The organism is Mangrovibrevibacter kandeliae (assembly GCF_024519155.1).
Classification (GTDB): Bacteria; Pseudomonadota; Alphaproteobacteria; order Rhizobiales; family Rhizobiaceae; genus Mangrovibrevibacter; species Mangrovibrevibacter kandeliae.
Genome location: NZ_JANIFJ010000006.1, coordinates 34206 through 51430, shown reverse-complemented (window position 1 = coordinate 51430; position 17225 = coordinate 34206). Strand labels below are relative to the sequence as shown.

General features: G+C 72.2%; 15 protein-coding genes. 6 read left to right on the top strand and 9 right to left on the bottom strand.

The genetic code is table 11. The features are described from left to right. Positions 1–49: 49 nt before the first annotated feature. Both NPA30_RS15550 and NPA30_RS15545 read right to left on the bottom strand, forming a co-directional pair. Entirely contained in the window at positions 50–1057 is a 1008-nt protein-coding gene (locus NPA30_RS15550; RefSeq protein ID WP_256803684.1) for a hypothetical protein, read from the bottom strand. Continuing rightward, a complete protein-coding gene (locus NPA30_RS15545; RefSeq protein WP_256803683.1) occupies positions 1054–1740 on the bottom strand; it encodes a hypothetical protein in 687 nt (228 codons plus the stop codon). Before NPA30_RS15545 ends, NPA30_RS15550 begins: the two co-directional genes overlap by 4 nt. A gap of 237 nt (positions 1741–1977) precedes the next feature. Between NPA30_RS15545 and NPA30_RS15540 the strand changes: the two genes are divergently transcribed. From NPA30_RS15540 to NPA30_RS15530, 3 genes are all read left to right on the top strand, one after another. Continuing rightward, on the top strand, positions 1978–2934 hold the full coding sequence (locus NPA30_RS15540) for an ROK family protein (RefSeq protein WP_256803682.1): 957 nt from the start codon (positions 1978–1980) through the stop codon (positions 2932–2934). Then, positions 2931–3656 carry a copper homeostasis protein CutC gene (locus NPA30_RS15535; protein WP_256803681.1) on the top strand — a complete coding sequence of 242 codons (726 nt, stop codon included), beginning with the start codon at positions 2931–2933 and terminating at the stop codon, positions 3654–3656. Before NPA30_RS15540 ends, NPA30_RS15535 begins: the two co-directional genes overlap by 4 nt. 168 nt (positions 3657–3824) lie before the next feature. Next, positions 3825–4841 carry an LLM class flavin-dependent oxidoreductase gene (locus NPA30_RS15530; RefSeq protein ID WP_256803680.1) on the top strand — a complete coding sequence of 339 codons (1017 nt, stop codon included), beginning with the start codon at positions 3825–3827 and terminating at the stop codon, positions 4839–4841. A gap of 36 nt (positions 4842–4877) precedes the next feature. On the opposite strand, the gene chrA is transcribed toward NPA30_RS15530, so the two are convergent. Then, positions 4878–6278, bottom strand: coding sequence for a chromate efflux transporter (gene chrA, locus NPA30_RS15525; protein ID WP_256803679.1), 1401 nt, complete (start codon positions 6276–6278; stop codon positions 4878–4880). Positions 6279–6483: 205 nt separating this feature from the next. Here chrA and NPA30_RS15520 point away from each other — a divergent pair, with 205 nt between their 5' ends. Then, on the top strand, positions 6484–7791 hold the full coding sequence (locus NPA30_RS15520; protein WP_256803678.1) for a cation:proton antiporter domain-containing protein: 1308 nt from the start codon (positions 6484–6486) through the stop codon (positions 7789–7791). A gap of 646 nt (positions 7792–8437) precedes the next feature. Next, a complete protein-coding gene (locus NPA30_RS15515; RefSeq protein WP_256803677.1) occupies positions 8438–8686 on the top strand; it encodes a hypothetical protein in 249 nt (82 codons plus the stop codon). Between the two features lie 60 nt (positions 8687–8746). Here the strand turns inward: NPA30_RS15515 and NPA30_RS15510 are convergent, their stop codons facing one another. The 3 genes from NPA30_RS15510 to NPA30_RS15500 all read right to left on the bottom strand — a co-directional run bounded on the left by NPA30_RS15510 (position 8747) and on the right by NPA30_RS15500 (position 14691). After that, positions 8747–12211 (bottom strand): error-prone DNA polymerase, encoded by a 3465-nt coding sequence (locus tag NPA30_RS15510; RefSeq protein WP_456238257.1) that lies wholly within the window; start codon positions 12209–12211, stop codon positions 8747–8749. 79 nt (positions 12212–12290) lie between these two features. After that, a complete protein-coding gene (locus tag NPA30_RS15505) occupies positions 12291–13862 on the bottom strand; it encodes a Y-family DNA polymerase (protein WP_256803852.1) in 1572 nt (523 codons plus the stop codon). Further along, a complete protein-coding gene (locus tag NPA30_RS15500) occupies positions 13777–14691 on the bottom strand; it encodes an ImuA family protein (RefSeq protein WP_256803675.1) in 915 nt (304 codons plus the stop codon). Before NPA30_RS15500 ends, NPA30_RS15505 begins: the two co-directional genes overlap by 86 nt. Before the next feature lie 268 nt (positions 14692–14959). On the opposite strand from NPA30_RS15500, the gene NPA30_RS15495 reads away from it, so the two are divergent. Continuing rightward, positions 14960–15388 (top strand): metallopeptidase family protein, encoded by a 429-nt coding sequence (locus NPA30_RS15495; protein ID WP_256803674.1) that lies wholly within the window; start codon positions 14960–14962, stop codon positions 15386–15388. Between the two features lie 12 nt (positions 15389–15400). On the opposite strand, the gene NPA30_RS15490 is transcribed toward NPA30_RS15495, so the two are convergent. The 3 genes from NPA30_RS15490 to NPA30_RS15480 are packed head-to-tail and all read right to left on the bottom strand — an operon-like array spanning position 15401 to position 17204. After that, positions 15401–16126, bottom strand: a complete 726-nt coding sequence (locus NPA30_RS15490) for a TIGR02117 family protein (RefSeq protein WP_256803673.1) — start codon at positions 16124–16126, stop codon at positions 15401–15403. After that, the gene (locus NPA30_RS15485; protein ID WP_256803672.1) at positions 16123–16329 is read right to left on the bottom strand and encodes a DUF1737 domain-containing protein; all 207 of its coding nucleotides are present in this window, start codon (positions 16327–16329) and stop codon (positions 16123–16125) included. The genes NPA30_RS15490 and NPA30_RS15485 overlap by 4 nt, the downstream gene beginning before the upstream one ends. Further along, positions 16326–17204 carry an HpcH/HpaI aldolase/citrate lyase family protein gene (locus NPA30_RS15480; RefSeq protein ID WP_256803671.1) on the bottom strand — a complete coding sequence of 293 codons (879 nt, stop codon included), beginning with the start codon at positions 17202–17204 and terminating at the stop codon, positions 16326–16328. The genes NPA30_RS15485 and NPA30_RS15480 overlap by 4 nt, the downstream gene beginning before the upstream one ends. Between the last annotated feature and the right edge of the window lie 21 nt (positions 17205–17225).

Here is a 17225-nt window from a genome sequence, read left to right as displayed (position 1 = left end):
ATGTCACGGCCGGCGACGGCCGGCCTTCATTTCCCGCCCCGGCCGGCGCTCAGGACGCCAGCCGGCACGGATCGAGCAGCACCGCTTCGTCGCCGCGCAAAGCGCCCCAGGTGGTGCCGCTGCCGTCCACCACGACCTCGCTGCCCGGACGCAGCGCCGCGATCCGCTCGAGCACCCGACGATCCTCGGCCGGCAGGACGCATGCGACCTCCGCCGGCCCGCTGCCACTCGCGCTGGGCGTGCCGAGATGCCCGAGGTAGAGGATCACGTAGCGCGTCGGATCGTGCCAGGTGCCGCGCAGCAGATCGGCGAGATCCGCGCTGGCGGTTCCGGACACCAGACGGAGGAACTGGCCGTCCACCCGCAGCGACCGGTCCCGGTATTTCGCTTCGAAGCCGACGGCACCGAGCGCGCGAGCCTCCCGGACGAGGCTCGCCACGACGACCGAGCCGGCTGCGGCGGGGGCGACCTCCACCTTTGCGCGAGCCGCGATCGTGAAGGCCGCCGCGTAGCGCGGGATCTCGTAGAGCCGCACCTCGTTCGAGCCCGCGTGGTCGGCCGGGCCGAGCGTCAGGCGCAATCGCTTCGGCCCGACAGGCAGACCCAGCGCGTCGATCGTCTCCGCATCGAGCGCGTCGGGCGTGCCGGCCGGCACCGTGACGAGGCGGAAGTTCGAGCCGCCGCTCAGCGGCCGCGCGTCGAGATCGACCGGAATGCGGTCGATCGCCCGCACCTGCGGCTGAAGTACCGTCAGAATCGCTTGCGCCGCAGCCTCTCGCGGAGCAGCCGGCGCCGCCGTGGCCGGGAGGGATGCGATCGGCGCGACCGGCACCGGCGCGGCGTTCGACGGCTCAGCCGGGGTCAGCGCCTGGATCCGGATGCGCGCCAGCGCCGCGAAGGTCCCGTTTGGAAAGGCGTCGAGATAGGCTCGATACTCGGCCACCGTCCCCGGCGCCCGGATGCTCTGCCAGAACACGAGATCGGCATTCGGACCAGCGGCGGCCGGGCTCGCGACGAGCCAGGCGAGGAGAAGGAGGAGTCCGAGCCGAGCGCTCACCGGCCGACCTGGAAGGTGGTCTTTGCGGCGATCTCGAAGCGCTTCTCATTGTTGTAGAGCGTCGACAGCCAGCGCACCTCGTAGCTGCCCGGCGCGAACGGGCCGATCTCCCAGCCGTTGGCGAAGGATGTCTCGTTGTACATGTAGAGGGTCGCCAGGGGCGTGTCCCCTGCAGAGGTCCCGGCGGAGGCGGGCGAGCCGGCCGGCACCACGACCGACACATCGGTGCTCCCGGGCGTCGGCAGATCGGCGAAATAGACCTTCATCTTCATGCCGACGCGCGCCTTGGCCGGGGTGACGGTCAGGGTGGCGTCGCTCAAGGGCGCGTCGGGGTCGGGCTGCGGCTCGGGTGCGGCGGCAATCGCCGGATCCGCGGCCGGAGCGGCATTCGCCGTCGCCGGCGGGGCAGCGGGCACCGCCGGAGGCACCGGCGCGGCGGCAACGGGGGGCGGGCTGGCGACGGCAGGCGCGGCCGCGCTGCCGCCGAGTTGCTGCAGGCGGAGCTTGGCGAGTTCGGCGAACACGCCGTTCGGGAATGCGGCGAGGTAGGCCTGATATTCGGCCGGACTCTGGCTCGCCTGCACCGACTGCCAGAAGGCGATGTCGGTCTGATCCACGCCCTGCGCGCCCACCGGCCCGACGAGGCCGACGGCGAACGCCGCGACAGCGAGACTCCTGCGCATGTGATTGCCCCCCGGGGACCGGCGAGGCCGGGCTTCCCGAAGGGCAGTCTAGAGCGAGCTCAGTGTTGCAATCAACGAGGGTGACCCTGCGGCAGAATACCATCTTGCAGCCGACGCGGACGGTTTGGCAGCGCGGCTCCGTGCCATCGGATGAACCTGCGCGCAGGGGCGCGTCGACGCTGCGCCGCGCGCGTGACATAGCAGGGACAGGACGGACGAGCGGGCAGCGGAGCGGACATGACGACGGACGGTGGAGCAGCGGAGCGGCGGGTGCTGGCGGCCGATGTCGGCGGCTCCTTCATTCGCATGGCCGCGGTCGGCGGGGCGGACGACGTCGGCGCCGTGAAGCGCCGTCCGACGCCGGCCGATGACCTCACCGGCTTCGCCGACGCTCTGGGCGAACTGATCGGCGAGCTGGAGACGGCGACCGGCATCGGCAGGGACGCGCCGCTGGCGCTCGCGACCGCCGGCATCGTCGATCCCGACAACGGCCTCGCGCTCGCGGCGAACATCCCCTGCTTCACGGGCGAGCCCGTCGCCGAGCGCCTGTCGGCCGCGCTCGGACGACCGGTGGGGCTGATCAACGACGCCGACGCCTTCGCGCTCGCCGAAGCGACGGCCGGTGTCGGGCGCGGCCAGCGGATCGTCTTCGGCGCGATCCTCGGCACCGGCGTCGGCGGCGGGCTAGTCGTCGACGGGCGCCTCGTGCGGGGCGCCGGCGGCTTCACCGGCGAGTGGGGCCACGGACCGATCGCCAATCCGCTGCCGAAGGCCGCCGACGGCCCGCTCCCGCGCATGGCCTGCGGCTGCGGCCAGGTCGGCTGCGCGGACACCTTCGGCGGCGCCCGCGGGCTGGAGCGCCTGCATCTCGCGCTCGGCCACCCGGCGGCCGACAGCCACGCCATCGTCGCCGCCTGGACGGCGGGCGAGCCGGCAGCCGGGCGCACGGTGGCGCTCTGGGCCGAGCTCCTGTGCGAGCCGCTGGCGCTGACGATCAACCTCACCGGCGCCTCGATCGTCCCGACCGGTGGCGGGCTCGGGAGCGACCCCACCCTTGTCGCGCTGCTGGACCGGGAGGTGCGGGCCCGCATCCTGCGCCGGCTCGACACGCCGCTCCTGACGCCCGGCCGGCTGGAGAATGCGGCGCTGGTCGGCGCCGCGATCCTGGCGCGGCAGATCGGGCGCGGCGCGTGATCCTCGAAATCTGCGTCGACGATGCCGCGGGTCTCGACGCGGCGGTCGCGGGGGGCGCCGACCGGATCGAGCTCTGCGCCGCCCTCGCGCTCGGCGGCCTCAGCCCGTCCGAGGCGCTGCTGCAAGCCGCGCGCGGCTGTCCCGTGCCGGTCTATGCGATGGTCCGGCCGCGGGCAGGCGACTTCCTGTGGAGCGAAGTCGAGCTCGGTGCGATGGCGGCCGAGATCGCCCGCGTGCGCGCGCTGGGCCTTGCTGGAGTCGTCCTCGGCGCCGCTGCCGATGCCCCCGGCACCGCGCTCGACATGCCCGCCCTCGCCCGGCTCTCGCAGGCGGCCGAAGGGCTCGGGCGCACGCTGCACCGGGTGGTCGACCTCCTCCCGGCGCGTACGCCGGTCCTCGCCGATGTCGCCGCACTCGGCTTCGAGCGCGTGCTCACCTCGGGCGGCGCGACGGCGGCCCTCGCCGGACTCGAAGACCTCGCGGCGCAGGTCGCGGCGGCTCCGCCCGGCCTTGCGGTCATGCCGGGCGGCGGCATCCGGCCGGACAACGTCGCGGCCGTGCTCCGCCGCTCCGGCGCGCGCGCGGTTCATGCCTCGGCCTCGGCGGCGCGGTCCGACGTGCCCGCCGTGCTGACGGCGTTCGGCTTCGCGCCGGCCGAGCCCCGACGGACGGACGCCGCGACGGTCCGCGCGCTGCGCCAGGCGATCGACGCGCTCGCCTGACGGGCGCGACGGCGTCTCGGGAAGCCGCTCCGGTGAACGCACCGTCGCCTGCGCGGGCGGCTCGCGCCGGCAGCCGGCGATGGCGAAGCCCGACGCGGGCGCGCATATAGACGTGGAACCGCAGCGCCATGGTGCGCAGCCGTCGAAGCCTCGCGAAAGGATCGCGCCATGAAGAAGATCGGCTTCCTGTCCTTCGGTCACTGGTCCCCCTCGCCGCATTCGGCCACCCGCTCGGCCAGCGACGTGCTCCTCCAGTCGATCGACCTCGCCGTCGCGGCCGAGGCGCTCGGCGCGGACGGCGCCTATTTCCGCGTGCATCATTTCGCGCGTCAGCTCGCCTCCCCCTTTCCGCTGCTCGCGGCGGTCGGCGCGCGCACCCGGCGTATCGAGATCGGCACCGGCGTCATCGACATGCGCTACGAGAACCCCCTCTACATGGCCGAGGACGCCGGCGCGGCCGACCTCATCGCCGGCGGGCGGCTGCAGCTCGGCATCAGCCGCGGCTCGCCGGAGCAGGTGATCGAGGGCTGGCGCCACTTCGGCTATGCGCCGGCCGAGGGCGAGAGCGACGCCGACATGGGGCGCCGCCATGCCGAGGTCTTCCTCGACGTCCTGCGCGGCGAGGGCTTCGCCGAGCCGAGCCCGCGCCCGATGTTCGCCAATCCCCCCGGCCTCCTGCGCCTCGAGCCCCATTCGGAGGGCCTGCGCGAGCGCATCTGGTGGGGCTCGGCCTCGAACGCGACCGCCGTCTGGGCGGCCGAGATGGGCATGAACCTGCAGAGTTCGACGCTGAAGGAGGACGAGACCGGCGAGCCGTTCCACGTGCAGCAGGCCAAGCAGATCCGCGCCTATCGGGAAGCCTTCGCGGCCGCCGGACACGGACGCGAGCCGCGCGTCTCGGTATCGCGCTCGATCTTCGCGCTGGTCGACGACCGCGACCGGGCCTATTTCGGCCGCGACCGCGGCGGCGACCAGATCGGCGTCATCGACAACATGCGCGCGATCTTCGGCCGCTCCTATGCGGCCGAGCCGGACGCCCTGGTCGAGGAGCTGCGCGCCGACGAGGCGATCGCCGAAGCCGACACGCTGCTCCTCACCGTGCCGAACCAGCTCGGCGTCGACTACAACGCCCACGTCATCGAGACCATCCTGACGCACGTGGCGCCGGCCCTCGGCTGGCGCTGACACACCGCAAAACCCTGCGGTCCGGTGCCGCGCGGCCTAGCGGATCGGGGCGATCAGCCCGGCGCCGTAGAGCGCCAGGCCGGCGAGCGCACAGCCGGCGAAGGTCGCGATCGTCCCGGTGCGGAAGCGGAAGACCGCGACGAGCGCCGCAAGCGACAGGACGAGGGCCGCCGGGTCGAGGCTCGCCAAAAACGGCGCGTCGAAGCCAAGACCGAAGCCGCGCACGGGCCTGGTCGCGGTGAACAGGACGTGCAGCGCGAACCAGACGGCGAGGTTCAGAATCACGCCCACCACCGCCGCGGTGATCGCCGACAGCGCCGCGCGCAGCCTTTCGTTGCCGCGCAGCGCCTCGACGAACGGGGCGCCGACGAAGACGAACAGGAACGAGGGCAGGAACGTCACCCAGGTGGCGAGGAGGCCGCCGAGCGTTCCGGCGAGGAGCGGCGGCAGCGCACTGGGATCGCGGTAGGCGCCCATGAAGCCGACGAACTGCAGCACCATGACCAGCGGGCCGGGCGTCGTCTCGGCCATGCCGAGGCCGTCCAGCATCTCGTGCGGCGACAGCCATCCATAGGTCGCGACCGCCTGCTGGGCGACGTAGGCGAGCACCGCGTAGGCGCCGCCGAAGGTGACGACGGCCATGGTCGCGAAGAACGTCGCGATGCGGCTGAAGACGGTGTCGGGACCGAGCAGCGCGAGCAGGAGCGCGACGGGCAGCAGCCATAGGACGAGGCAGATCAGGCCGACGCGCAGGACCGCGGCGACCGAGCGTGGTTCTGCCGCGTCTCTCCACTCCAGGCCGTCGCGCCCCGTGGCGACGACCGGCGCCGCGCCATCGGCCGGGCGGCCGGTCCGGTCGCCGGCTGCGGCGGCGAGGACGCCGGCAAGCCCGGCTGCGACGACGATCGCCGGAAATGGCGCGGCGAAGAAGAAGATCAGCAGGAAGGCGGCACTCGCGATCGCATAGGCGGCCGGGCCGCCGAGGGCGCGCGCGCCGACCCGCACCAGCGCCTGCAGCACCACGGCGAGGACCGCCGCCTTCAGCCCGTAGAACAGCGCGGCCACGGCCCCGAGCGCACCGTAGAGGGCATAGACGATGCTGAGCGCGAGGAGCGCCGCGACGCCCGGCAGCACGAACAGCGTCCCGGCGACGACGCCGCCCCGCACGCCGTGCAGCAGCCAGCCGAGATAGGTGGCGAGCTGCTGCGCCTCCGGGCCGGGCAGCAGCATGCAGAAGCTGAGGGCGTGCAGGAAGCGGTCCTCTGCGACCCACCGCTTCTCGTCCACCACCAGCCGATGCATGACGGCGATCTGGCCGGCGGGCCCGCCGAAGGAGAGAAGCGCCACCCGGGCCCACAGCCGCGCAGCGACCCGCAACGGCACGACCGCCGGAACCGCGGCCGGTCCCAGGCTCTCCTCGTCTGCGCTCCGCGTCATGCCTCGGCCCCCGCCCTGCCGCGCGCACGCTCGCGGAGGAGATCGGCGGCGTCAAGCGGCCGGGTCTCCCGCCGTCGTCTTCCCGGCGGTGACGGCAGCACGACCCGCTGGACAGCGCGTCGATGCGCCTAGCTTTCCGGTGCAGGCCCCCTGTCCGGCGCCGGCCCGCCACCCGAACCCGAACCCGAACCCGAAGGAGCACGCCATGAGCATGACGGCCTTCCACGGCTTCGTCTTCGTCGCAGCCGCGACGGTCTGGAGCCTCAGCCTGACGAGCAAGGCGATGAAGGCCTACGTGGCGCCGCCGCTCGTCGTGCTCGCGATCGGGCTCCTCTATCGCCTCGTCGTCGGCCGCATCGCGCCGCAGGAGGCGCTCCTGCACGACCTGGAGGTCGTCGCCTGGTTCGCGGTCGGCTTCGGCGTGATGTCGATCGCCCTGCGCCTGCGCAGCGTCGACATCCGCAACCTCCTGCCGCTGGGGTCGGTGATCGTGCTGGTCGCCATGCTCGCCATGTGGGCCGTCTCGACCGTCGTCGTCATGGCGCTCTTCGGGCTTCCGCTGCTCACCGCCGCGGTGATCGGGGCCATCGTCACGCCGACCGACCCGGTCGTGGCATCATCGATCGCGACGGGTCCGTTTGCCGAAGCGCACATTCCAGGTCGGCTGCGGCAGATGCTGTCCTTCGAATCGGGCGCGAACGACGGTCTGGGGTTCCCGTTCCTCTACCTGCCGATCCTGCTGCTGCAACAGGGCGCGGAGGGCTGGCGTCCGTGGCTGCTCGACGTCGGCCTCTGGAAGATCGTGGCCGCCGGGGTGATCGCGGTGGCTCTCGGCTACGGCGCCGGTCGCCTCGCGGCGCGCGCGCGGGCGGCCGGGCAGATCGGCGAGCGGTCGGTGATGCTGGCGAGCCTGACGCTGACCGCCGCCCTGCTCGGTCTGATGAAGCTCATCGCCGTCGACAGCGTCTGGGCGGCCTTCCTCGCCGGCCTCGCCTTCACCTCCGTCCTTGCGGGGGACGTACGGGAGGCGTCGGACGAGTTCCAGGAGGGCGGAAACAACCTGATGATGGTGCCGGCGCTGCTCCTGTTCGCGATGGCGCTGCCCTTCGACGCCTGGCGGGATGAGTGGCCGGTCGGACTGGCCGCGGTGCTGCTGATCCTGCTGCTGCGCCGGCTGCCGGCAATCGCCGCGCTCTATGCGGTGCTGCGCGCTCCGGCGGGCGCGGCGCCACCTTCCGACGAGGCACAGCACCGGCGCGGGGTCGACCCGCGGCCCTTCCGGGCGCCGCGCGACTTCTGGTTCTATGGCTGGTTCGGCCCGATCGGCCTGTCGGCGATCTTCTATGCGGCGACGGCGCACCGCGAGCTTCACGACCCGCGCATCTTCGAAATCGCGAGCATGATCGCACTCGGCTCGATCGTGGTGCACGGCCTCAGTGCCGCCCCCTTCACCCGGTGGTATGCGCGCGTTGCGCGGCGCAAGCCCAATACGCACGGGCCGTCATCCGCCTGACGCGCAGGCGCCGTCCCACGACGGGCGCACGGCTTCGGCTCGGCCTCAAGGTCGCAGGCCGGTGCGGAACGCCTCTGCGACACCGGCGATCCCGAAGGCTTTGCCGGATGCCCCCGCTCCGGGCCGGCGACATCCCCTAGCGTTCGCGTCGGGCGGGTCCCGTAGCACGACGATCGCCTCCGGCGCCCTTCGGCAGGCGGTGCGGGAGCGCACATGCTCCGCCCGAATGAGAAGATCGGGCGCATTGCGTGCGGTGCCGGACGGATGGGGTAAAGCGCAGGATGAGGCCTTGACGCAGGTGTAGCCGTCCTCCGGCGGTCGATGCGGCGCTGCAACCTGAAGTAATGTCGACGCCGCGCCAGGCGCTTCGCGGCGCCGTGCTGCGGAAGCGGAAAAGAAAGGGCGCAGCCAGTTGGAGGGGTAAGACAGCTGCGCCCTATCGAGTTGCGGTCGACGGTCTGCGTCGCCGTTGGCAGGCAAAATGCGATCGTAAGCTTGTCTGAAGCTTTTTGTTATTTTCTATTTTGAGTTGATTTAATTCGCCTCTTCCTCAGGGCGTTTCAATCGGTCGCTCGAAGTGTTCTTGACCGCCGTTGCAGATCGGTTAGGAGTGCTGCAGGGGGCTGGATGTTCGAGGGGTGAGAGCATGAGCCGGAGTCTGGATGCCGCGATCGACCAGATGGGCGAGCGGGTGACGGAGATCTGCGAGTTTCTGCACGACATCCAGCCGGGGCAACCGGTGGATGTCGATGCGCTCAAGGATGCGATGCACGATTGCGCCAATGTGACGGCGTCGATGCAGAGCCTGAAGCGGGTGGTCAACCGCATCGAGGAGCGTGCTGCGCCGCGAGGCGATATCGTACCTAAAATGGGGCCGGCCGACACCGCCGACTGATCGCGAAGGCTGCCCGCGTCCCGACCGCCGCTCGGTCCGATACGAATCGTCCGTCTGACATCACTGAAAGTTCCGCCCTTTCGGCAGCACGGCGCGCGCCTCGCGATCCGGCAGACCCGCGGCATTGGCGTTTGCGGCCAGCCGCAGCCTCCGCTGCAGCGGGTTCGCGCGCGTCTCGTCGACCGGACGACGCACCTCGTCGGTGCGTGCGAGCGCCGCGGCCAGCGCCGCGGCCGCTTGCGCGATGACGGGCGAATCCGGCGCGTCCGCCTGCGGTCGGCGTGCGTTGCCGTGGTAGCGCAGCGGGCTGCGCACATGGTCGGCGGGCGCTGCCACCGCCGGCACCGGCAAGCCCGAGGCGAGGCGCATCAGCAGCGGCGTCAGGTCCGAGATGGTCTCGGCGACCACGTGGATGACGCCGTGATCGGCCTGCATGCGCCCGGTCACCTTGACGAAGCGAGCCCCCAGCACGAGCGGCCGGAAGGCCTCGAAGATCTTCGGCCAGACGATGATGTTGGCCACCCCCGTCTCGTCCTCGATCGTCATGAAGATCACTCCCTTGGCCGAGCCCGGCCGCTGCCGGATCAGCACGAGGCCGGCCACCGTGACGCGCCGGCCGGAGCGGGTCGTCTCCAGGCTCTCGGTCGGCGCGATGCCCTGCCCGGCCAAGGCTCCGCGCACGAAGGACACCGGGTGCGCCTTCAGGGAGAGAGACAGGAAGCGATAGTCGGCGAGCACCTCCTCGCCCGGTGGCATCGCGGGCAAGTGCACGTCCGGCTCGGCTTGGAGGTCGGCCTCTGCGACCCCATCGAACAGCGGCAGGCGCTCGGCTGCCTTGTTCGGATCGAGCGCCCGACAGGCCCAGAGCGCATCCCGCCGCGACAGTCCCAGCCCGGCGAAGGCATCGGCCTCGGCCAGCCGCTCGATCACCGACCGCTTGAGGCCCGAGCGCAGCCACACGTCGCGCACCGAATCGTAGCCCGCACCGCGCCGCGCCGCGAGCCGCTCCAGGTCGGCCTGCCCCAGGCCCTTGATCTGGCGGAAGCCGAGCCGCACCGCCGCCTTCGTCCGGATTACGTCCTGCATCTGCGCGTGGCGCCGGGCGATGCGGCGGGGCTCGAAGGGCGCCGGCTCCAGCGTGCAGTCCCAGTCGGACCGGTTGACGTCGACCGGCCGCACCTCCACCCCGTGCTCGCGCGCGTCGCGCACGATCTGAGCCGGCGCGTAGAAGCCCATCGGCTGGGCGTTCAGGAGCGCGGCGCAGAAGACGTCGGGAAAGTGGCATTTCAGCCAGCAGGAGGCGTAGACCAGAAGGGCGAAGGAGGCCGCGTGGCTTTCCGGAAAGCCGTACTCGCCGAACCCCTCGATCTGCTTGAAGCAGCGCTCGGCGAAGGCCACCTCGTAGCCGTTCGCGACCATGCCCTCGATCATCTTCTGGCGGAAGGTGTGGATCGTGCCGACCCGCCGGAAGGTCGCCATCGCCCGCCTCAGGCGATCGGCCTCGCCGGGCGTGAAGCCGGCCGCCACGATGGCGATCCTCATCGCCTGCTCCTGGAAGAGCGGCACGCCGAGCGTCTTGCCGAGCACGGCGCGCAGTTCCTCCTTCGGGTAGACCACCGGCTCCAGCCCCATGCGCCGGCGCAGATAGGGATGCACCATGTCGCCCTGGATCGGGCCGGGGCGCACGATCGCGACCTCGATGACGAGGTCGTAGAACTCCTTCGGCTTGAGCTTCGGGAGCATGGTCATCTGCGCCCGGCTCTCGATCTGGAAGACCCCGAGCGTGTCGGCCCGCTGGATCATGGCGTAGACGGCGCCCTCTTCCGGGGGGATCGTCGCGAGCGTCGGCGGACGGCCGCCGCAGAGCGCCCGCACCTCCTCGCCATAGCTCGCCTCCAGCAGCGCGAAGCCGCGCCTGAGGCAGGACAGCATGCCGAGCGCCAGGACGTCGATCTTGAGGATCCCGAGCGCATCGAGATCGTCCTTGTCCCACTCGACGATGGTCCGTCCGTCCATCGCCGAATGGAGGATCGGCACCACCTCGTCGAGCCGGTCGTGGGTGATGACGAAGCCGCCGACATGCTGGGACAGATGGCGCGGAAAGCCGGAGAGCTCGGCTGAAAACCGCAGGACGTCGAGGGTCGTGCGGTCCTCCATGGCGAGCCCGGCCGCCTTCGCCTCCCGTTCGCCGAGATCGGACTCCGAGTAGCCCCAGATCGAGCCGGACAGCGCCGCCACCGCGTCTTCCGACAGGCCGAAGGCCTTGCCCACCTCGCGGGCCGCCGAGCGGGCGCGGTAGGTGATCACCGTCGCGGTCAGCCCGGCCCGCTCCGCCCCGTATTTCCGGAAGACGTACTGGATCACCTCCTCGCGCCGCTCGTGCTCGAAATCGACGTCGATGTCGGGCGGCTCGCGCCGCTCCGGCGAAATGAAGCGCTCGAACAGGAGCCCCGCCATCTCCGGGGCGACCGCGGTGATGCCGATGCAGTAGCAGACGGTCGAGTTGGCCGCCGAGCCGCGCCCCTGGCACAGGATGCCGCGCGACCTGGCGAAGCGGACGATGTCATGGACCGTCAGGAAGTACGGCGCATAGTCGAGCGCGGCGATGATCTCGAGCTCGTGGGCGATCTGGTCGAGGATCGTCTGTGGCACGCCGTCCGGATAGCGCTCCTCGGCCCCCGCATAGGCGAGCCGCGCCAACTCGGCCTGCGGGGTCTCGCTCTCGCCCGCCGACTCCTCGGGATAGACGTGCTTCAGCTCGGTCAGGCAGAAGCCGAGCGTCTCCAGGAAGCGCAGCGTCTCGGGCACAGCATCCGGACAGGCGCGGAAGAGATGCGCCATGTCGGCCCGGCTTTTGAGATGGCGCTCGGCATTGCGCGACAGGAGAAACCCCGCTTCGGCGAGCGGCACGTGCGCGCGGATCGCCGTGACGACGTCCTGCAGCGCCCGCCGCTCCGGCTCATGGTAGAAGACGTCGTTGGTGGCCATCAGCGGCGTCGCGCAGCGGGCCGAAAGCCGGCTCGCCCGCTCGATCCGGCGCTGGTCGAGCCCGTCGTGCCGCGGCGCGACGGCGAGCCAGACGGCACCCGTGAACGCCCCGGCCAGGGCCTCGAGCCGCTCGGCCACCGCCGCCTCCACCGCGGCCGCGTCGGCCCCGCCGAGCGCGTCGGGGACGAGCAGCGCCAGCGACATGCCCGCGCCCCAGGCCAGGAGATCCTCGAAGCCGAGCCGGCAGTCGCCCTTCTCGGCGCGCAGGTTGCCGAGCGTCAGGAGGCGGCAGAGCTGGCCCCACCCGGCCCGGTCGCGCGGGTAGGCGAGGACGTCGGGGGCGCCGTCGGCGAAGACCAGGCGGGCGCCCGGCGCGAAGGCGAGGCCGGCCTCCCGGGCCGCCAGATGGCCGCGCACCACCCCGGCGACCGAGTTGCGGTCGGCGAGGCCGAAGCCGGCGAGGCCGAGCCGCGCGGCGGCGACCGCCAGCTCCTCCGGGTGCGAAGCGCCACGCAGGAAGGAGAAGTTGCTGGCCATGCCGAATTCGGCAAAGCCCGGCGCGACGTCCGGCCGGCTGCGCGAGACGAGGGGGAGACGGCGCACGGATCCTGTCCCTTCAGGCGAAGAAGCCGTGCAGGTACCAGGCCGGCTCGACCTCGCCCCGGCCATAGAACCCCTCGCGGAACAGCCAGTAGCGACGGCCCTCCTCGTCCTCGACGCGGAAATAGTCGCGCGCCGCCGCCCCGCTCGCGCGCCACCATTCCGGCTCGATCCGCTCCGGCCCCTCCGACCGGCGCACCCCATGCAGCGCCCGGCGCCAGCGAAAGCGGATCGGCGGCCCTTCCGGCACCTCGGCCACTGCCTCGACCGGCTCGGGATCGGCCAAGAGGCGCAACGGGCGCGGCGCGGTGAACAGCCAGAGCCGCTCGTCCTCTCCGCTTGCCGCAGCCGCCGGGCCAGCGACGGCCGGCGCCAGGTCCTGCGCCCGCTCCGGCCAGTGGCTGGCGACAGGCGACAGCCGCAGCACGCTCGCCTCGCCGAGCCGCGCGCCCAGCCGGTCGAGCAGGGTGCCGACCGTCCGGTCGTCCGCATCGGGGCGCGACAGATCCTCCTGCCGGTCGGCCAGCCCTTCGGCCTGCAGCACGGTCAGCTTGACCAGGTCGTAGCCGAAGCCGGCGTCGAGCTCGTCGCCGACGGCCGCCAGCCGCTCGCGGAAGAGGCTCTGGATGCGCCTCGGATCGCGCTGCGGCTCGGAGGTGCCCACCGTCAGGCGCGCCACCTGGCCATCCACCCGGAAGAGCGACAGCTCCAGCCGGCGCGCCCCCTCGCCCCGCCGCTCGAGATCGCCGCGCAGCCGCTCGGCGAGCGCGAGCAGGATCGCCTCCACGTCCTCCGTCCGGCTGACCGGCTCGAACAGCCGCCGTTCGGCGATCAGGAGCGGCACCGGCCGGCGCGGGCCGATCGGCCGGTCCGCCCGGCCCGCCGCACGATCGAGCCGCAGCAGGAGGTCGGCCCCGAATCGGCGGGCGAGCGCGGCGCGCGGCAGCGCCAGAAGCGCGCCGAGCGTCGTCAGGCCGAGCCGCAGGAGCGTTGCCGCAAGCTCCGGCTCGAGCCGGAGCGCCGCCACCGGCAGATCCCCGATGGCCGCAATCTCCGCGCCCGCGCCGACCATGAGACCGGGGCGATGGGCGGCGAGCGCCAGCGCGGTTCCGGCATGCCCGGCGATGGCCGCCGAGGCGGCGAACCCCTGATGGAACAGGCGCGCCAGGAGGTCGTCGAGCAGTCCCCGCTCGCCACCGAAAAGGTGGGCGCAGCCGGAAATGTCGAGCACCAGCCCATGCGGTGGATCGAGCGCCACCAGCGGCGTGTAGCGGTCGCACCAGTCGGCCACCGCTTCCAGCAGCCGACGGTCGGCGGCCGGATCGGCCTCCAGCACCTCGAGCCCCGGAAAGCGCGCCTTGGCCTCCGCGAGCCCGAGCCCCGGCGCAAGCCCTCCGGCCTCCGCCGTCTCGCAGAGCGCGGTCAGCCGGTTGGCGTTGGCAACCGTGCGATAGAGCGCCAGCGGCGCCGGCGCTCCGTCCCCGCCGTCCGCCGCCCGCCCCTCAGGCGCGGTGCAGCGCCAGGAGCGCCCCAGCCGCTCGCGCCGCACCCGGTCGGTGGAGAGCCGGGTGAGGCACAGCGCCAGCATGCGGCTCGCGGCGGTCGAGGGCTTGAAAACGGCGTTCATGGGGATTCCACTCCAGACGGAAGCGCTGCAGGCGGCCGTCCCGTGCCTTCTCGACGGCGACGTCGAACACGGGGTGGCCGAGAAGTTTAGCCTGGTCGGCGAGATCGGGGACGGTCGCGGCCGGTCCCGGCCGGATGCGCAGGCGCAGCGGCGCGGCAGTCGCCTGCGGCTGGCCGTGCTGGCGCAGGAGCAGGAGCGGCACCCCGGCCTCGCAGGCCCGCACGTGCAGCCGGCGCGTGCCGTCCAGCGACAGGAGCGCCGGGTTGCCGCGCACCTCCAGGACGATCAGCGACAGCGCCCGCGAGCGGGCCGCCTCCTCGCCGGCCCAGGCCGCGTCGGCCAGCCGCCGGGCCCGCACCAGGACGAGGCGCGACGGGTCGAGGCCGAAGCCTGCAAGGCCCGGCAGATAGGGAAGTCCCGCCTCACGGAAGGCCCGCGTCTCCCCGATCCAGAGCGCCGGGCGGGAGTCGGCCAAGAGGACCGCCAGCGCCAGGGCAAAGCCCACGCCCGTGCCGCCGCCGCGGGTCTCCTCGACATGCAGTTCGGTGAGGCCGCGGGTCGGAAAGCCGCCGGCCAGCGCCCGGTCCGCTTCCGGCACGCCGAGCGGCTGCATCTGCGCCACGCGGCGCCCCGACGCCGCCGCCCCCGGCTCCTCCAGCCGATGGACGGGCTCCCCCTCGATCCGGGCGACCGCCGCCCGCAGCGCCGCCAGCCGCGTCACGCGGCCGGCAGGTCCGGCGGCTCGGTCCTCCGGCATCGGCCCGGCCGCAGAATGGCGAGACATCGACATGCAAAAGCTCCGCCGGCGCATGACAGCCGCATGCCCGTTCATGCCTCTCCCGGAGGCCTTGTTCCTGATATGTTCTAATGGATTCCAGAGCCCTCCGGAGGAGTCAAGCGGACTCGCCGAAGAGATATTTTTCCGTCGTGCAGGAACCAAGTCCGGCTTCGACACCACAATGAGGAACCCCGTCTTTCACCGCGCATGGATCCGTCGGGAGGGACACGGGGCGCCGCGAGGGCTAAGATCGTCCGGCGTGATCGGCGGGAGGCACGGGATGGCACAGCTCGACCAGAGCGGCGACTGGAAGGACAGGCTGGCCCCCAGCCTCGACGAGATCACCTCTCTGGCGATCGAGGCCTACGCCTCCCTGCCCGAAAGCTTTCGTGCCCTCACCGGCGAGATCCGCTTCCACGTCGCCGACTTTCCCGACGATGCGGTGATGGAGGAGATGGCGCTCGAGGACAATTTCGAGATCCTCGGCCTGTTCGAAGGCGCACCGATCGGGCTCAGCGCCGGAGCCGGCGGCTTCACAGGCCAGTTGCCGAACCGCATCCTCCTCTACCGGCGGCCGATTCTCGACCACTGGGCCGAGACCGAGGACAGCCTCGGCGACATCGTCACCCATGTGCTGGTGCACGAGATCGGCCACCATTTCGGCCTGTCCGACGCCGACATGGAGGCGCTGGAGGCAAGCGCCGACTGAGCGGTGCCGCCGTCAGCCCGTTGCACCGCCGGCATGCAGGTCGAGCGACAGGAACAGCAGTTGCGGCAGCGGCGTCCACCATCCGGTGGTCACGCCGGCCCGGCGCAGCACGGCGGCCGTCCAGGTGTTGCATCCAAGCAGGGCCTGGAAGCGCCCCTCGGCTTCGTAGAAGCGGTCGAACGGCCCGTATCCGGCGTCGGCGATCGGCTGGTAGCGCCCGTCGGCACCGCGCGCGAAGGTGGCTGTGACGGCATCGAGGAGGCGCTCATAGGCCGCGTCGCCAAGATCGATGCCCCGCAGGGTGGGATCGTCCATGTCGATGACGCCGGCCAGCGCCAGATGCAGCACCGAGCGATCGCCGGCCAGTGCCCGCAGGAGCGGCAGCGGCTTCAGTTCGGCCCAGGTCGGGGTTTCAATGTAGAAGCTGCGGCCGCCCCAGCCGATGACCAGCCAGCGCGCCTGCGGATGGTCGAGCAGCAGGCCGGCATCGCGCAGGAACGAAAAGCGCGCGCGCGTCGCCGCGTCGAGCGGCAAGGCAATGTCGGTGTGGATCGGGTTGGCCAGCACCAGAATGTGGCGGACAGGCTCGGGTCCGGCTTCAGCGCGAGCCCCAGCAAGGCGATCGCCCTGCCGGGGGAGGAGGGTGCCGAGCCCGACGGCGAGAGCCGCCGCGGCCAGAACGGCCAGGACGGCGAGCCCGAACCGGCGCAGCCGCCGCTGGCGCGGTCGACGCCTCACTGCTCCCCGAGCTTCATCTCGGGATCGTAGTCCCGGCCCTCGACCTCCTTCACCACGGCCTGGCCGCAGCGCATGGTCTGATTGGCTTCGTCGAAGGCGTAGGTCGGATCGCCGTGCAGCACCCAGCCCTTGTTCAGGGCGGCGCTGACCTTGTGGCAGAAGCTGGCGTCGTCGGGTCCGGTGAGGAGGCGGTAGAGTTTCATGCGGGGTCTTCGCGGTTGGTGATGGCGTCGTGCCGCGCCAAGATTTGTTCGGCGGCGACAAGATGCAAGCGCTCGACCATGCGGCCGTCGATCTCGATGACGCCGCGGCCGGCGTTTTCGGGCGCGGCGAAGGCGTCGGCGATGCGCTGGGCACCGGCCACCTCCTCCGGCGACGGGGCGAAGGTGGCGTTGGCCGGCTCGAGTTGCGTCGGATGGATCAGCGTCTTGCCGTCCAAGCCGAGCCGGCGCGCCTGCCGGCACTCGGCCGCAAAGCCCTCGGTGTCGCGAAAGTCGTTGTAGACGCCGTCGAGCACCGCAAGCCCTGTGCTGCGCGCGGCCAGCAGGATCTGCATGAGCCAGGGCACCAGCTCCGGGCGCCCGGGTGACACCGACACGCCGGTCGCCAGCGCGATGTCGTTCGGGCCGACCACCAGCGTCGAAAGGCCGTGCGCGAGCCCGGCTTCGGCGATCCGCGGCGCCTCCAGGATGCCGCGCGGCGTCTCGATCATCGCCCAGAAGGCCGGCTTGCGCGCCCCGTAGAACAGCGCCGCCGCGGCGTCGGCCACCGTATCCGGCCGCTCCACCTTCGGCAGCAGGATCGCGTCGAGCGCGACCTCGCCGATCGCCGCGAGATCGGCCTGGCCGTCCTCGCCGTCGAGCGCGTTGATGCGCACCACCCGCAGCCCGGACGGGCGCGCGGTGCCGAGATGGGCGACGAGCCGCGCCCGCGCCGCCGCCTTCGCCTCCGGCGCAGCCGAATCCTCGAGGTCGAAGATCAGCGCATCGGCCGCAAGGCTGGCCGACTTCTCGAGCGCCCGTGGATTGGCGGCCGGGACGAAGAGGGCGGAGCGGCAGAGGAGCGGGGCGTGCGGCATCGCCGATGGGTGCCGCAAATC

Coding starts and splice junctions, on each gene's coding strand:
- NPA30_RS15545 (WP_256803683.1), bottom strand. CDS start 1,740: ATGCGCAGGAGTCTCGCTGTCGCGGCGTTCGCCGTCGGCCTCGTCGGG.
- NPA30_RS15540 (WP_256803682.1), top strand. CDS start 1,978: ATGACGACGGACGGTGGAGCAGCGGAGCGGCGGGTGCTGGCGGCCGAT.
- NPA30_RS15530 (WP_256803680.1), top strand. CDS start 3,825: ATGAAGAAGATCGGCTTCCTGTCCTTCGGTCACTGGTCCCCCTCGCCG.
- chrA (WP_256803679.1), bottom strand. CDS start 6,278: ATGACGCGGAGCGCAGACGAGGAGAGCCTGGGACCGGCCGCGGTTCCG.
- NPA30_RS15520 (WP_256803678.1), top strand. CDS start 6,484: ATGAGCATGACGGCCTTCCACGGCTTCGTCTTCGTCGCAGCCGCGACG.
- NPA30_RS15515 (WP_256803677.1), top strand. CDS start 8,438: ATGAGCCGGAGTCTGGATGCCGCGATCGACCAGATGGGCGAGCGGGTG.
- NPA30_RS15510 (WP_456238257.1), bottom strand. CDS start 12,211: ATGGCCAGCAACTTCTCCTTCCTGCGTGGCGCTTCGCACCCGGAGGAG.
- NPA30_RS15505 (WP_256803852.1), bottom strand. CDS start 13,862: ATGCTGGCGCTGTGCCTCACCCGGCTCTCCACCGACCGGGTGCGGCGC.
- NPA30_RS15500 (WP_256803675.1), bottom strand. CDS start 14,691: ATGTCGATGTCTCGCCATTCTGCGGCCGGGCCGATGCCGGAGGACCGA.
- NPA30_RS15495 (WP_256803674.1), top strand. CDS start 14,960: ATGGCACAGCTCGACCAGAGCGGCGACTGGAAGGACAGGCTGGCCCCC.
- NPA30_RS15485 (WP_256803672.1), bottom strand. CDS start 16,329: ATGAAACTCTACCGCCTCCTCACCGGACCCGACGACGCCAGCTTCTGC.
- NPA30_RS15480 (WP_256803671.1), bottom strand. CDS start 17,204: ATGCCGCACGCCCCGCTCCTCTGCCGCTCCGCCCTCTTCGTCCCGGCC.